Annotated in this window: 15 protein-coding genes and 7 tRNA genes; 20 read left to right on the top strand and 2 right to left on the bottom strand. The window is 50.3% G+C overall.

The features are described 5' to 3' along the window. Nucleotides 1–120: 120 nt before the first annotated feature. The 13 genes from BKD12_RS01985 (at nt 121) to BKD12_RS01925 (ending at nt 5,937) form a co-directional block, all read left to right on the top strand. Nucleotides 121–1,272, top strand: coding sequence for a THUMP domain-containing class I SAM-dependent RNA methyltransferase (locus BKD12_RS01985; protein ID WP_070087652.1), 1,152 nt, complete (start codon nt 121–123; stop codon nt 1,270–1,272). 20 nt (nt 1,273–1,292) lie between these two features. Further along, nucleotides 1,293–1,925 carry an RdgB/HAM1 family non-canonical purine NTP pyrophosphatase gene (gene rdgB / locus BKD12_RS01980; protein ID WP_070087651.1) on the top strand — a complete coding sequence of 211 codons (633 nt, stop codon included), beginning with the start codon at nt 1,293–1,295 and terminating at the stop codon, nt 1,923–1,925. Nucleotides 1,926–1,940: 15 nt separating this feature from the next. After that, nucleotides 1,941–2,423 (top strand): metallophosphoesterase family protein, encoded by a 483-nt coding sequence (locus tag BKD12_RS01975; protein ID WP_070087650.1) that lies wholly within the window; start codon nt 1,941–1,943, stop codon nt 2,421–2,423. A 102-nt stretch (nt 2,424–2,525) separates the two neighbouring features. Beyond that, nucleotides 2,526–2,600: transfer RNA gene (locus tag BKD12_RS01970), tRNA-Pro, on the top strand. A 7-nt stretch (nt 2,601–2,607) separates the two neighbouring features. Further along, nucleotides 2,608–2,678 (top strand) — tRNA-Gly (locus BKD12_RS01965). Between the two features lie 7 nt (nt 2,679–2,685). Next, nucleotides 2,686–2,759, top strand: a tRNA-Arg gene (locus tag BKD12_RS01960). Nucleotides 2,760–2,826: 67 nt separating this feature from the next. Further along, nucleotides 2,827–2,900: transfer RNA gene (locus BKD12_RS01955), tRNA-His, on the top strand. Nucleotides 2,901–2,918: 18 nt separating this feature from the next. After that, nucleotides 2,919–2,990: transfer RNA gene (locus BKD12_RS01950), tRNA-Gln, on the top strand. 7 nt (nt 2,991–2,997) lie between these two features. Further along, nucleotides 2,998–3,070 (top strand) — tRNA-Lys (locus BKD12_RS01945). A 75-nt stretch (nt 3,071–3,145) separates the two neighbouring features. Beyond that, nucleotides 3,146–3,225 (top strand) — tRNA-Leu (locus BKD12_RS01940). 132 nt (nt 3,226–3,357) lie between these two features. Next, nucleotides 3,358–4,080, top strand: coding sequence for an ABC transporter ATP-binding protein (locus BKD12_RS01935; RefSeq protein ID WP_070087658.1), 723 nt, complete (start codon nt 3,358–3,360; stop codon nt 4,078–4,080). Between the two features lie 14 nt (nt 4,081–4,094). Beyond that, nucleotides 4,095–5,036 carry a SufB/SufD family protein gene (locus tag BKD12_RS01930; protein ID WP_070087649.1) on the top strand — a complete coding sequence of 314 codons (942 nt, stop codon included), beginning with the start codon at nt 4,095–4,097 and terminating at the stop codon, nt 5,034–5,036. Nucleotides 5,037–5,055: 19 nt separating this feature from the next. Continuing rightward, nucleotides 5,056–5,937, top strand: a complete 882-nt coding sequence (locus BKD12_RS01925; RefSeq protein WP_070087648.1) for a DUF2238 domain-containing protein — start codon at nt 5,056–5,058, stop codon at nt 5,935–5,937. Here the strand turns inward: BKD12_RS01925 and BKD12_RS01920 are convergent. Further along, nucleotides 5,903–6,721, bottom strand: a complete 819-nt coding sequence (locus tag BKD12_RS01920; protein ID WP_242872682.1) for a hypothetical protein — start codon at nt 6,719–6,721, stop codon at nt 5,903–5,905. The two genes, BKD12_RS01925 and BKD12_RS01920, sit on opposite strands and share 35 nt — an antisense overlap. A gap of 218 nt (nt 6,722–6,939) precedes the next feature. On the opposite strand from BKD12_RS01920, the gene xylB reads away from it, so the two are divergent. The 4 genes from xylB (at nt 6,940) to BKD12_RS01900 (ending at nt 11,749) form a co-directional block, all read left to right on the top strand. Continuing rightward, nucleotides 6,940–8,397: a xylulokinase gene (gene xylB / locus BKD12_RS01915; protein ID WP_070087647.1), complete on the top strand. Its 1,458-nt coding sequence runs from the start codon at nt 6,940–6,942 to the stop codon at nt 8,395–8,397. Nucleotides 8,398–8,498: 101 nt separating this feature from the next. Further along, nucleotides 8,499–9,959 carry a sodium-dependent transporter gene (locus tag BKD12_RS01910; protein WP_070087646.1) on the top strand — a complete coding sequence of 487 codons (1,461 nt, stop codon included), beginning with the start codon at nt 8,499–8,501 and terminating at the stop codon, nt 9,957–9,959. A 45-nt stretch (nt 9,960–10,004) separates the two neighbouring features. After that, entirely contained in the window at nt 10,005–10,994 is a 990-nt protein-coding gene (locus BKD12_RS01905) for an alpha/beta hydrolase (protein WP_070087645.1), read from the top strand. A 74-nt stretch (nt 10,995–11,068) separates the two neighbouring features. After that, nucleotides 11,069–11,749 carry a TIGR00266 family protein gene (locus tag BKD12_RS01900; protein ID WP_070087644.1) on the top strand — a complete coding sequence of 227 codons (681 nt, stop codon included), beginning with the start codon at nt 11,069–11,071 and terminating at the stop codon, nt 11,747–11,749. A gap of 31 nt (nt 11,750–11,780) precedes the next feature. Here BKD12_RS01900 and BKD12_RS01895 read toward each other — a convergent pair whose 3' ends face one another. Continuing rightward, nucleotides 11,781–12,554 carry a DeoR/GlpR family DNA-binding transcription regulator gene (locus BKD12_RS01895; RefSeq protein ID WP_070087643.1) on the bottom strand — a complete coding sequence of 258 codons (774 nt, stop codon included), beginning with the start codon at nt 12,552–12,554 and terminating at the stop codon, nt 11,781–11,783. A gap of 152 nt (nt 12,555–12,706) precedes the next feature. Here BKD12_RS01895 and hxlA point away from each other — a divergent pair, with 152 nt between their 5' ends. From hxlA to BKD12_RS01880, 3 genes are all read left to right on the top strand, one after another. Then, the gene (gene hxlA, locus BKD12_RS01890) at nt 12,707–13,345 is read left to right on the top strand and encodes a 3-hexulose-6-phosphate synthase (RefSeq protein ID WP_070087642.1); all 639 of its coding nucleotides are present in this window, start codon (nt 12,707–12,709) and stop codon (nt 13,343–13,345) included. After that, nucleotides 13,345–13,908: a 6-phospho-3-hexuloisomerase gene (hxlB, locus tag BKD12_RS01885; protein ID WP_070087641.1), complete on the top strand. Its 564-nt coding sequence runs from the start codon at nt 13,345–13,347 to the stop codon at nt 13,906–13,908. Before hxlA ends, hxlB begins: the two co-directional genes overlap by 1 nt. A 117-nt stretch (nt 13,909–14,025) precedes the next feature. After that, a complete protein-coding gene (locus BKD12_RS01880; protein ID WP_070087640.1) occupies nt 14,026–14,910 on the top strand; it encodes a class II fructose-bisphosphate aldolase in 885 nt (294 codons plus the stop codon). Nucleotides 14,911–14,914: the final 4 nt, after the last annotated feature.

Genomic DNA, 14,914 nt, shown 5'->3' with positions numbered 1-14,914 from the left:
TGTACGTCCCCATTCGCGTTATTGGGTGTCCCCATTTGGATTTTCCCCTGTCCCCGATTGACAAATGACCAGGAAAGCAAGTAAGATGTAAAAAGAATATTACATATGTTGGAGTGGACTATGAATCGGATAGAGCTGATTGCGCCCTGCCATTTCGGGCTGGAGGCGGTTTTGAAAAGAGAGATCCTGGATCTTGGATATGAGATTTCGAGTGTGGAGGATGGAAGAGTGACGTTTCAGGGGGATGCCGAAGCAGTCTGCCGGGCGAACATATTCCTTCGTACTGCGGAAAGAGTACTTCTGAAGGTGGGAAGCTTTCAGGCAGTGTCTTTTGAAGAGTTGTTTGAGAAGACAAGGGCTCTGCCCTGGGAAGCGTATATCCCTAAGGACGGAAAGTTTTGGGTGACGAAGGCGTCTTCTGTCAAGAGCCGGCTGTTCAGTCCCTCAGATATACAGTCTGTGATGAAGAAGGCGATGGTGAGACGGCTGCAGGAGCATTATCATATGGAATGGTTTCCGGAGGATGGACCGGAATATCCGGTGAGAGTCTTCCTGATGAAGGATCAGGTGACGGTGGGAATCGACACCTCAGGAGCTTCGCTTCATAAGCGGGGATACCGGGAGGTTTCGGGGAAGGCGCCGATCACGGAAACTCTGGCGGCCGCGCTGATCATGCTGACGCCATGGAGGGGAGACCGGATCCTGGTGGATCCATTCTGCGGGAGCGGAACGTTTCCGATAGAAGCAGCGATGATGGCTGCAAATATCGCTCCGGGGATGAACCGGTCTTTCACTGCAGAAAAGTGGACCAATCTGATTCCGAAAAAACTGTGGTATGATACGGTGGATGAGGCCAGTGACCTTATACGGGAGCCTGAAGAGACGGATATCCAGGGGTATGATGCGGATGAGGATGTGATCCGTATCGCCAGGAGAAATGCCGCAGAGGCCGGGGTGGAGCATATGATCCATTTCCAGAGAAGGGACGTGCGGGACTTAAGCCATCCAAAGAAATATGGATTCATCATCACCAATCCGCCCTATGGAGAACGGCTGGAGGACAAGAAGGATCTGCCGGAACTGTACCGGGCCTTTGGAGAGAGTTTCCGGCGCCTGGAAACCTGGTCCGCATATATGATCACTTCCTATGAGGATGCAGAACGGTATTTTGGACGCAAGGCGGATAAGAACCGCAAGATATACAATGGAATGTTAAAGACATATTTCTATCAGTTCCAGGGGCCGAAGCCGCCCAGGAAAACAGGGAGATAGAAGAGAGAGGATGCGAAACAATGAATAAGATTATTTTTGCAACAGGAAACGCACATAAAATGATAGAGATCCGGATGATCTTAAAGGATCTCGGCGTGGAGATCCTGTCTCAGGCAGAAGCGGGGATCCATGCGGATGTTGTGGAGAATGGCGCTACTTTTGAAGAAAATGCACTGATCAAAGCCACGGAGATTGCAGAAGCGGCGCGAAAGATGCCGGAATATCAGGATGCGGTGGTGCTTGCCGATGACTCCGGGCTGGAGATCGACTACCTGAATAAAGAGCCGGGGATCTATTCCGCCAGATATATGGGAGAGGACACCTCTTATGATATCAAAAACCAGGCGCTGCTTGACCGGTTAGAGGGCGTGGAAGATGAGAAAAGGACGGCACGGTTTGTATGCGCTATCGCGGCGGCATTTCCAGATGGAAGCACCGAAGTGGTCAGAGGAACCATGGAGGGGATCATCGGACATGAGATTGCCGGAGAGAACGGTTTTGGGTATGATCCCATTTTCTATCTGCCGGAGTACGGATGCACCAGCGCACAGCTTGCACCGGAGAAGAAAAATGAATTGAGCCACAGAGGAGAAGGTTTAAGGAAGATGCGGAAAATATTGGAGGACAGACAGAGCGGCCTGGACAGACAGTAACAGGGAGGAATAGGAATGAAGGTTTTGATCGTCAGTGATACCCATAAATCCCATCGGAATCTGGAAAAAATCATAGAGAGGGAGCAGCCTTTCCAGATGCTGATCCACTTGGGAGATGTAGAAGGCGGAGAAGATTATATTGAAGCACTGGCAGACTGCCCGGTACATATTGTGCGGGGAAATAATGACTTTTTTTCGGAGCTTCCCGGCGAGCAGGAATTTTTCATTGAGGGACGGCATATTTTTGCCACTCACGGACATTACTATGGTGTGTCTATGGGGGAGGAAAGGCTGAAAGCGGAAGCCAGAGGACGCGGGGCGGATATTGTGATGTACGGTCATACGCACCGGCCGTCGCTGACTGTCGAGGATGACCTGGTGACACTGAATCCGGGAAGTGTATCCTATCCGCGGCAGGACGGCAGAAAACCCAGCTATATTGTTATGAATGTGGACGGCCAGGGTAATGCGGAGTTCGAACTGTTGTATTTGAATTAGGTACGGAAAATTACCTTGAAAAAATTATTAAAAAAGTTGTTGACAAGCCGTAATACATCCGATATAATAATTCTTGCGTTGTGAGACGGAAGAAAAACATATCGGGGTGTGGCTCAGCTTGGCTAGAGCGCCTGGTTTGGGACCAGGAGGCCGCAGGTTCGAATCCTGTCACCCCGATAGTCTTGCGGGTGTAGTTCAATGGTAGAACACCAGCCTTCCAAGCTGGATACGTGGGTTCGATTCCCATCACCCGCTCTCGTGTGAGTCTGTAGCTCAGCTGGATAGAGCAACGGCCTTCTAAGCCGTAGGTCGAGGGTTCGAATCCCCCCAGGCTCGTTAGAACCACGACAATTAAATATAGGGATACTTAGTTGGACGCTTGGTTCGATGAGTAATATACATGGTGGGTATGGTGCAGTTGGTTAGCGCGCCAGATTGTGGTTCTGGATATCATGGGTTCGAGTCCCATTACCCACCTTTTTCTATTTTATTTATTGGGCTATCGCCAAGCGGTAAGGCACAGGACTTTGACTCCTGCATTCGTTGGTTCGAATCCAACTAGCCCAGATTTTACGGGCGTGTAGCTCAGGTGGTAGAGCACTTGACTTTTAATCAAGTTGTCCGGGGTTCGAATCCCCGCACGCTCAGTCAAAAAACAGCGGAAGTCCCAATACATTAGGAAGGGATCCGCTGCTTTTATATTCAAACATTGTAAAAGACAGGCGGATGTGGCGGAACTGGCAGACGCGCTAGACTTAGGATCTAGTACTTCGGTGTGCAGGTTCGATTCCTGTCATCCGCATTGGGATCGTGATTCTTGATTTTATATCGGGGGTTGCGGTTCTTTTTTTTTACCGGGTTGAATCGCAGGAGAAAAGAGGCTATAATGTGCTGTGTGGAAAAGTACAGGCATGAAAAGGAGCGTATGATAAAGATGCTGGAAGTGAAAAACCTGACCTTTAAGGTCAATGAAAACGGAATAGAGAGAAGTATCGTTAAAAATATAAGCTTTTGTGTTGAAGATGGGGAGATGCTGGTTATTACCGGGCCGAACGGCGGGGGAAAATCTACGCTTGCCAAGGTTTTAATGGGAATTGAGGAAGCGGACGCAGGACAGATCATCCTGGACGGGGAAGATATCTCCTCCTTTGATATCGACCACCGGGCCGGGGCGGGGATAGGCTTTGCCTTTCAGCAGCCGCCCAGGTTCAAGGGAATGACAGTGAGCAAGCTTCTGTCTCTGGCGGCAGGCCGTGACCTGACAGAGCCGGAGTGCTGCCGGATGCTGAGCGCGGTCGGACTTTGTGCCAGAGAATATATCCACAGAGAAGTTGACGGAACCCTGTCCGGCGGGGAGATGAAGCGTCTTGAAATTGCCACGGTGCTGGCAAAGCCGCATAAATTGTGTGTGTTTGACGAGCCGGAGGCAGGAATCGATCTTTGGAGCTTTTCGATGCTGATCCAACAGTTTGAAAAAATCCATAAGAAAAAAGAGGAAAGCCTGATCCTGATCTCGCACCAGGAGAGGATTATCCAGATGGCAGATCGGATTATGGTCATTGAAGACGGGAAAATAGCCGCGATCGGGCCAAAGGATGAGATTTTGCCAACATTGCTGGATAAAGGTGACAGCTGTGTATGCATGGACCGGGAATAAAGGAGGCGTAAAAAATGACAGAAGCAGATAAAAAGAAACTGGACCGGATCACGGAACAGATTTTAAAGCAAATTGATGAAAAAGGATTTCAGCAGACCGGAGCATTCAATTTAAGACATAATGGGATCGCACTGTGCCATGGCGACAGTGAGCACATTAAAATCCGGAAAAAGGAAGACAAACCAGGAATTGATGTCTATATTGACGGAGACACGAAAGGCGAACAGGTTCACATCCCTGTTGTTGTGGATGCGTCTGGCATGACGGACATTGTATATAATGATTTCTATATCGCGGAAGGTGCAGACGTGACAATCATAGCCGGCTGCGGGATTCACAACAGCGGATGCAATGAGAGCCGTCACGATGGAATCCATTCCTTCCATGTGGGAAAAGGCGCCAATGTGCGCTATGAGGAAAAGCACTACGGAGAAGGAGAGGGAACCGGCGCAAGAGTACTGAACCCGGTGACAAAGATCTATATGGAAGATGATTCTGTCTTCACGCTGGACACGGCACAGATAAAAGGTGTTGATTCTACCGTGCGGGAGACAGATGTCCACATGGGTCCCGGATCCAAACTGTATGTGCTGGAGAAGCTGATGACTCATGATCAGCAGACGGCAGAGTCTAATATGGAAGTAGATCTGGACGGTGAGGGAAGTTCCGCGCAGATCATTTCGCGTTCTGTGGCAAAAGGAACCTCCAGGCAGGTGTTCCATCCAAAGGCAGTTGGAAATACAAAATGTCACGCACATATCCAATGTGACTCTATCATTATGGATCATGCACAGGTGGCTTCTATCCCCGAGATTGATGCCAGGCATCTGGATGCGGCGATCATCCATGAAGCGGCGATCGGAAGGATCAATGACGAGCAGCTTGTGAAGCTGCGGACACTGGGAATGACGGAAGAAGAAGCGGAAGGCGTGATCATTGAAAATTTCCTGAACTAATAAATGGAGAGGAAATCTTATGAAATTAAGAAAAAGAATGAGAGTCATGGGCCGGGCGCTGCACATGGAGCTGCGGGAACACAAAAGCTCATTTTTGGTCTATGTGACCCTGCGGCTTCTGGTAATCCTGATGATGATCCTGCAGATTTTTAACAGAAATTATGAAAATGTATTTCTGTGTGTGTTAACGCTGGTCCTGCTGCTCATCCCCAGCCTGATACAGATCAACCTGAAGATTGAGCTCCCTACGGCGCTGGAAATTACGATCCTGGTCTTTATTTTTGCGGCGGAGATCCTGGGAGAGATCCAGTCTTACTACATAAAGTTCCCTTTTTGGGATACAGTGCTGCATACGATCAATGGATTTCTGATGGCGGCCATTGGATTTGCGCTGGTGGATATCCTGAACCGTAGTAAGAAGTTTTCGATTCAGCTGTCGCCGGTATTTTTGGCGATCGTGGCGTTTTGTTTTTCCATGACGATCGGTGTGATCTGGGAATTTTTTGAGTATGGGATGGATCAGTTTTTTGGATTGGATATGCAAAAGGATACGGTGATCCAGGGATTTTCTTCTGTCCTTCTGGACCCGACGAAGAGCAATATCCCTGTTCCGGTACAGGATATCACAGAGGTATTGGTCAATGGAAGGGATCTGGGGCTTGGCGGATATCTGGATATCGGACTGATCGATACGATGAATGATCTGTTTGTCAATTTCGTGGGAGCAGTTTTGTTCTCGATTATCGGTTACTTTTATGTGAAGAGCCGGGGAAAAGGAAAATTTGCAAGAAGATTTATCCCCCGCCTGAAGTCCAGGGATGCAGACTTCTTAAGAAAGGCGGAGGAAGAGGATGGCGAACGTCCGGTTAACGGATCAGAAAGCGGCGCGCAAGACAGCTGACGACGCCGGCGGTGCAAAGCGGCAGCAGAGCGCTTTGCAGTGAACCGTAGACCAGAAGAGCGGCCTGCACGCCCTGCAGTGCCTCCGGGGATGCCGGGACAAGGGTATACAGCAGGGCAGACAGGTATGATCCGATATAAATGATAATGAAAGAGAGCAGGCCACGGCCTGTGTCCAGGAGGCGGCCGTTTCGGCTGCTTCTTTTTTTGCCGAACAGAACTATCAGGAATGTGATAAGTTCAAAAAGCAGCAGAAATAAAGCCACGCCCGTATAGCCGCCGAGTACGTAATTTTTTTCTGATACCATGCGGGCAATATTTCCAAGGGCTGAGTGGTTGTCCCAGAAATTCCGGGCCAGGAGCCACATGATCAGAAGTATCAGGATCAAAGTGGCACAGCGAAGGAGCATATTGGCGACCTGGAGTGCAGCCCGGGCGCCAGTCTTGGCGGTCCTGGCGGCAGGAGAAAGAAGGTTTGGCATCCGGCGCTTCTTTTTCTCTTGCGCTTTCTCGCGCCTCCGTTCTTTCTGGCGGGGCGTGTCAACATTTTCTTTTACATAATCAATCTTTTTGGTGTGATCCAGCTCTGAAAGGTTGGACAGAACATCGTAATAATCGTCATCATCATCTTCTTCAGAAGGCAGATCGGGCAGATCGCCATCATAGATTACTTCAAAATCATCATCAAAATAGTGGCTGTAATCTTCCTGCTTATTTGCGGGAATCTGGTCTGATGCCTGATTTCTGCCGGATGATTTGCTGGCTGCTGATTTATTTATACTCATGAAAAATCCCTCCTAAAACGTTTTCCATTGTATTATGTTTATGAAGAAGTCTCAAGGGATATTACAGAATGTTTAGGAAGAGATAAGAAGTTCTTAAGAAAATCCGGAATAGGAAATTCGTGTGGCTGTCTGACGGGGATTGTGATAAAATCTAGAAGAGAGATGCAGATTTGAGGATGCATAGAGTGAATAAAAGGTAAAAAGCAGGAGGACGGACTATGTATTATATCGGAATTGATCTGGGTACTTCGGCGGTTAAGCTTCTTCTCATGGATGAGAAGGGGACGGTCCACAAGGTGGTGTCAAAAGAGTATCCCATCTGTTTTCCGCATCCGGGCTGGTCAGAGCAAAGTCCGGAAGACTGGTATGCGCAGAGCATAGAGGGAATACGGGAACTGACGGCAGACTGTGAGAAAGAGATGGTGGCGGGGATCGGCTGCGGCGGGCAGATGCACGGACTGGTGGCACTGGATGACCAGGACCGGGTGATCCGTCCGGCGATTCTCTGGAACGACGGGCGTACAGCAAAGCAGACGGAGGATTTAAACCAGAGGATTGGAAAAGAAACCCTGTCAAAATATACCGCGAACATTGCGTTTGCCGGATTTACGGCTCCGAAGCTTTTGTGGATGAGAGAAGAGGAGCCGGAAAATTTCGCCAGAATAGAAAAGATCATGCTGCCCAAGGATTATCTGTCCTATTGCCTGAGCGGTGTGCATTGCACGGATTATTCGGATGCGTCCGGGACATTACTTCTGGACGTGGAGCATAAATGCTGGTCGAGGGAAATGCTGGAGATCTGTGGCGTCAGCGAAAAGCAGCTCCCCAAGCTGTATGAGAGCTACGAGGTGGTGGGAACCCTGAAGCCGGAACTTGCAAGAGGGCTTGGGCTTTCGGCGGATGTGAAGATCGTTGCGGGAGCAGGGGACAATGCGGCGGCAGCCGTAGGTACAGGTACGGTAGGAGATGGGAAATGTAATATTTCTCTGGGGACGTCCGGAACCATCTTTATTTCCAGCCGGAAGTTCGGCGTAGACGCCCACAATGCGCTGCATTCCTTTGCACATGCCGACGGGCATTACCATCTGATGGGCTGTATGCTGAGTGCGGCGGCATGCAATAAATGGTGGATGGAAGAAATCCTGAAGACCGAAGATTACGCCGGAGAACAGGCGGGGATCCATAAACTGGGAGAGAATCAGGTGTTCTACCTGCCTTATCTGATGGGAGAGCGGTCGCCTCACAATGACCCGGACGCCCGGGCTTGCTTCATCGGCATGTCCATGGATACCGGCAGAGAGGAGATGACCCAGGCCGTGCTGGAAGGGGTAGCCTTTGCCCTTCGGGACTCTCTGGAGGTGGCAAAAAGCCTGGGGATCCATCTTGAACGGACCAAGATCTGCGGCGGGGGAGCAAAGAGCGCTCTCTGGAAGAGGATCATTGCAAACGTCATGAATCTGAAAGTCGACGTGATCGCCAGCGAAGAAGGCCCGGGTCTTGGCGGCGCCATCCTGGCGGCAGTGGGATGCGGCGAATTTGCAGACGTAGAAGAGGCGGCGGCAAAGCTGGTCCGGGTGGTGGACACCGTAGAGCCAGAGCCGGAGCTGGCCGCAAAATACGAAGAGCGGTACGCAAAATTCCGGAAGCTGTACCCGGCATTGAAAGAAACATTTTAGTGACTGGGGACGTACACTTTTGCAAAAAGGGACAGGGGGAAATGCAAATGGGGACGTAGACCAACGCAAAAAGTGTACGTCCCCCATGAAAGGAAGAGAGTATGAAAAGAGAAAAGTTTGGATCCCGGATCGGCTTTATTCTGGTTTCGGCCGGATGTGCGATTGGGATTGGAAATGTGTGGAAATTCCCGTATTTAGCCGGGGAGATGGGCGGAGCTGCGTTCATTTTGATTTATTTGCTATTTTTGCTGATCATGGGTATCCCGGTACTGGTATGTGAGTTTGCCATTGGACGGGCCAGCCGCTACAGTATTGCGGAGGCGTTTGAGACGCTGGAGCCGGAAGGAACGAAGTGGCACTGGACGAAGTGGATCGGTATATTAGGAAGTTATCTTTTGATGATGTTTTATACCACGGTAGCGGGATGGATGCTGTACTATTGTTTTCGCAATATCCGGGGAGATTTTGCCGGGGCCGGCACCAAGGAGGTAGAGGCCGGATTCTCCCAGATGCTGGGCAATGCGCCGGTGATGGGGCTGTGGACGTTTATTTTGATAGCGGCAGGCTTTGGAATCTGCTGGTTTGGAATTCAAAACGGGATTGAAAAAGTGTCCAAAGTGATGATGTCGGTACTGTTTTTGATCATGATTGTACTGGCGGTGCGATCTGTTTTCCTGGAGGGGGCAGGTGAAGGCGTGCGGTTTTATCTGATTCCGGATTTTCAGAAAATGCAGGAAATCGGTATCGGGAATGTGATTTTCGGCGCTATGAGCCAGGCATTTTTTACACTGTCTATCGGTATCGGCGCCATGATGATTTTCGGCAGTTATCTGGGAAAAGAGCGGAGCCTGACGGGGGAAGCCTTAAGTATCACGATTCTGGATACCTTCGTGGCTACCATGGCAGGGTTTATCATTATTCCTACCTGTTTTGCCTATGGGATAGAGCCGGGATCCGGGCCAAGCCTGATTTTCCTGACAATTCCGAATATATTTGCCCAGATGCCGGGCGGTCAGCTGTGGGGAGCGCTGTTTTTCCTGTTCCTGACATTTGCGGCTTTTACTACGCTGGTGGCAGTGTTCGAAAATATCATTTCTTTTGATATAGATATGTTGGGCTGGAGCAGAAAAAAGAGCGTGGTTGTAAGTCTTATCCTGATTACGATACTCAGTGTTCCCTGTATCTTAGGATTTAACGTGCTGGCGGATTTTCAGCCGGTGGGTGCGGGAAGCTCGGTCATGGACCTGGAGGACTTCATTGTATCCAACAACCTGCTTCCGCTGGGAAGCCTGGGTTATCTTCTTTTCTGTACCAGAAAGAACGGATGGGGATGGGAAAAGTTTCTTGCGGAAGCAAATGCCGGCAAGGGCCTGAAATTCCCTGCATGGCTGAAGGGCTATGTGTCTTACGGGATTCCGTTGATAATTATGATCATTTATCTGAAAGGATATTATGATAAATTCAGTGTCATGGGAACCGCGGCGCTGGTTGGATGGATGACTTTTGCAGCCGTGCTTCTTGGATTTGTTGTTTATTGCGCAGCTGCCAGAAAAAAGTCATAGCGCATATATTTTCGGAAAATAAGAAAGAAAGGAGGATTTAAGGAAATGTATCGGAAATATCTGGAGCCGGAATACGGGAAGGTGGCGCCGGAAGTGGAGATCATGGCACCGCAGGTGATGGACATGAACAATCGACAGCTCTGGCGGCAGCAAAGCGATTATGAATCACTGGCTGCGATGACCGCAGCCTATCAGAAATGTAACATATATCCGGAGGTTATGGGTGTAATGACAGAAGATATTCTTTGTGATTTTGGCAATGGCCCCTTCCGGGTGCGGGTTTACCAGCCGCCAGAAGAAAGTGGCAAAGGCCTGGAGGAAAAGAAGCCTGTACTGGTGTATTACCACGGGGGATCTTTTTCCTTTAACAGCATCGAGGTATATGAGTATGTTTGCCGTTATCTGTGTATGACAGGAGGAATGCTGGTGGTAGCGCCGGACTATCATCTGGCGCCGGAGTACCCATTTCCCCGGGGGCTTGAGGAAGCTTACCAGACACTTCGGTGGGCGAAGGAGCATGTGGAAGACTACGGCGGAGATCCGGAAAACTTAAATGTAGGTGGCGACAGTTCCGGAGGCAATTTTGCCGCAGTGGTGTCGATGATGGCAAGAGAGCGGAAAGGGCCGGACATTAAAGGACAGTATCTGGTCTACCCGCTGGTCTGCAATAAGGCAGAGGAACTGACAGAATCAGAAAAGCGATATGGACGGGGGCATTTTCTGGAGTACCGCTGCACCGAAGATCCGATGGCGCTATACTTTACCAGGGAAGAAGAGAGAAAAGATCCATACGCATCCCCGCTCCTGGCAGAGGATCTGTCCGGCCTTCCCAGAGCCTGTATCGTGCTCGCTGAATGTGACCCTTTGCTGGATCAGGGGCTGATGTATGCGGCAAAGCTGGAAGATGCGGGAGTGCCGGTAGAGTGCCATGTAATGAAAGGCATGCTCCATGGTTTTTTGAACTGGACATACGGGAAAAGCTTTGAAGCCATGGAGTATGGAGCCCGATTCGTTCGGGGACAGGGTAAAATGTAAAAAGGGACAGGGAGAAATGCAAATGGGGACGTAGACCAACGCAAAAAGTGTACGTCCCCCACAAGGAGGAAAATATGAAGTATCAGATTTTAGGAGAAACGTTACCAGTAGTGGTGTGTGAACTTGAGGGCGGAGAGCGGATGATCACAGAGAGCGGCAGCATGGCCTGGATGTCACCCAATATGAAGATGGAGACATCCAGCAATGGCGGCTTTGGCAAGGCGATCGGCAGGATGTTTGCCGGGGAGAAGATTTTCCAGAATATCTATACCGCTCAGGGCGGCGCCGGAATGATTGCGTTTGCATCCAGCTTTCCGGGATCTATCCGTGCGTTCCAGATCGAGCCGGGAAGAGAGATGATTTTCCAGAAGAGTTCGTTCCTGGCAGGCGAGGCAGGTATTGAATTGTCGGTATTTTTTAATAAGAAGTTTGCTTCCGGTCTGTTTGGCGGCGAGGGATTTATTATGCAGAAGCTGTCAGGACAGGGGATTGCGTTTGCGGAGTTTGACGGACATGTGGTTGAGTATGAGCTGCAGCCGGGACAGCAGATCGTGGTAGACACCGGGTACCTGGCGGCTATGGAAGCCACATGCTCTATGGAGATCAAAAGTGTCCCGGGCGTGAAAAATATGCTGTTCGGCGGCGAGGGCATCTTCAATACTTTACTCACCGGCCCGGGCAAGATCTGGCTGCAGACCATGCCGCTCAGCAATGTGGCAGGAGTTCTCAGACCTTATATGCCTACCGGAGCGTAGCATATAGCGTGTTCAGACACATATAACATGTTCAGACACATATGACATTTACAGCCTGGCTGATTTTTTCGGCCAGGCTTTTTATATCCGGGTCTTCCCGGCGGTCAGTGACGAGCGCCGTAAGCTGGTTCCAGTCAGCAAACTGAAACAGGCTGTTGGATAAAAATTTCGTGTGATCGCTTAACACGACAGTCTGACTGCTGCTTTTCAGCACAGTCTGCTTTACTTCCGCCTCCTCATAGGAGACACAGGAAGGGCCGGAGAGATCCCGAAAGCCGTCGCTGCCAAGAAATGCAAGATCAAAGTGTAGAGAGCTTATGGCCTGGGTAGCCCATGCGCCCACAATCCCTTTGCTGCTTCCCCGGACACGTCCGCCCAGCGCATATACCTGGTTTGCGGAGTCGGAGAGGATGTTAAGGACCATGATTGAGTTGGTAAAGACGGTCAGGTCTTCGCGGAGCCTCAGGAGTCTGGCCAGTGCATATGTGGTGCTTCCGGCATCCAGAAAGATAACGCCGTTCCTAGGGATCATCGAAGCCGCCCGTTCTGCAATGGCGGTCTTGAGCTCCATGCGCTCCATTTCTTTTTGTGCAATTGGTCGTTCCAGAAGCAGTTCACTGCTTGCGATCGCACCGCCGTAGCTTTTCTGCGCGATGCCCTGAGATTCCAGATAGATCAGATCCTTCCGGATGGTTTCCGTGGATACGCCAAAATGTTCTGCCAGAGAGCTGGCCTTCATATTTCCATTTTTTAATAAAAGCTGGGCGATCTCATTTCTGCGCTCAGCGGTCAGTCTCTTTTTCATCGGTTGGATTCCTCCTTTTGCAGTTTATTTTAACATATCCTGTTAAAAACACAAGAAAAAACAATTTGTAAGTTGCGAAAAATTGTTGACTGCAAGAAAAAACAATATTATAATTGGATTTAGTTGGGAATATGGGTAAAAGGAGGAGAAACATGAAACTGCAGATCGCATTGGATGATATTTCTATGGAAGCGGCTATGGAGCTTTTGGGAAAAGTAAAAGAGTATGCGGACATTGCAGAAGTAGGCACCCCCTTCCTGATGGAATATGGGATGGAAGCAGTGCGCCGGATCCATGCCGGATTTCCGGGGCTGTCGGTACTCTGTGACGGAAAGATCATGGACGCCGGAGGCTATGAAGCAGAGCTTGCTTTCCGGGCAGGGGCCGATTATGTGACGGTGCTGGCTGTGACAGATGACCGGACGATCCTGGATGTGGCGGCTGCGGCGAAAAAATACGGGAAGAAGACAGTGGCAGATATGATCTGTGTGGAGAATCTGAAGGAGCGGTCCAGACAGCTGGAAGAACTGGGCGTGGATGTGATCGCAGTCCACACAGGGGTGGACCAGCAGGCCGCCGGGAGGACTCCGCTTCAGGACTTAAAAGAGCTGAGAAGTGCTGTCACCTGTGCGCAGATCGCGGTGGCCGGAGGCATCCGCCTGGACACGATGGATGCTTACCTGGAATATGAGCCGGAGATCATCATAGTGGGCGGAGGCATTGTCCATGCAGAGGATCCGGCCGGGGAAACGAAAAAGCTGGCGGAAAAGATCCGGGAAAGGAAAAGATGATGAGTATAAAAAATTATACGGAAAAAATCCTGGAAGAGCTTAAAGGGAATGCTTCTTACTTAGAAGAGAATGAGCTTCAGATGATCGTAGAAGAACTTCTGCATGCCGGTCACATTTTCACCGCAGGAGCGGGAAGGAGCAGACTGGCCGTGCAGGCATTTACCAACCGGCTGATGCATCTGGGCCTGCCTGTCAGCCATGTGGGTGACATCACGGCGCCCCATACAAAAGCAGGAGACCTTCTGCTTATCGGATCCGGCTCCGGGGAGACGGGAAGCCTGGTAGAGATGGCGAAAAAGGCAAAGAAAAATGGCGTGCAGGTGGCGCTTCTTACCATGGACCGGGAGTCGTCCATCGGGCAGATGGCAGACGCCGTGGCCGTACTGCCAGGCGTCTCTCCCAAACTTCGGCACGGCGGAACATCCGTGACATCGATCCAGCCGATGGGCTCTGCATTTGAGCAGATGTGTTTTCTTGTCTTCGACGGGATCGTGCTGGAGCTGATGGAACGTCTGCAGGAAAGCCCGGAGCAGATGTTTGAACGGCATGCGGATCTGGAATAAAAAGGAAATCTTTAAAGTAAAGTGGGAGCCCATTCTTGCACCCCTATACGGGATGGGATAAAATAAAGACATACGACAGCGGATCATATAAAATGAACGAAAACAGGAGGGAAAATAATGTTAGTTTCATTAAAAGAATTGATGGAAGACGCCGAAAAGGGCGGTTATGCAGTAGGCGCATTTAATGTTTCAAACCTGGAGTCCCTGATGGCGATTATGCAGGCGGCAGAGGAGACAGGACGCGGTGTGATCTTAAACTATGCGGAAGTCCACGCACCGTTTTTGTCGATGGAGCAGGCGGCGCTTATCATGCTGGATGCGGCGAAAAAGGCAAAGGTGCCGGTGTGCGTGCATCTGGATCACGGATCCTCTATGGAATCCTGTATCCAGGCGATCCGGCTGGGATTTACCTCCGTCATGCTGGATGCATCGGCGGAGGATTATGAGACCAATGTGCGGGAGACAAAAGAAATCGTGCGCCTGGCTCACAGCGTAGGCGTGACGGTAGAGGCGGAATTAGGGCACATCTTTTCCTCGGATATGGGCCTTGCGGAGTCACCGAAGGAAGCAGAAACCTTGGAATCCTTTGACAGTGCGGAGGATGTATATACAGACCCTGCCACCGCAAAGGATTTCGTGGAGAGGACCGGCGTGGATGTGCTGGCTATAGCCTTTGGAACCACCCACGGTATTTATACAAAGAAGCCGAAGCTGGATCTGGAGCGGATCACGAAGATCAAAGAGGCAATCGACATTCCTTTTGTGATGCACGGGGGCTCAGGTCTTAGTAAAGAAGAGTTTCAGACAGCGATCCGGAACGGGATCCGGAAGATCAACTATTATACATACATGACTCTGGCCGGCGGAAGGGCCGTAAAGGAGGCGTTGGATCAGAAATCTCCGGATGAAAACGTCTTTTTCCATGACATTCCGATGATTGCGGTGGAAGCGATGAAGGAAAATGTGAAGGAAGCGATTCAGGTATTTGGCATGGAAGTATAGGTGG

It is taken from the genome of Merdimonas faecis (assembly GCF_001754075.1).
Classification (GTDB): domain Bacteria; phylum Bacillota; class Clostridia; order Lachnospirales; family Lachnospiraceae; genus Merdimonas; species Merdimonas faecis.
This window is presented reverse-complemented; position numbering and strand designations above follow the sequence as displayed.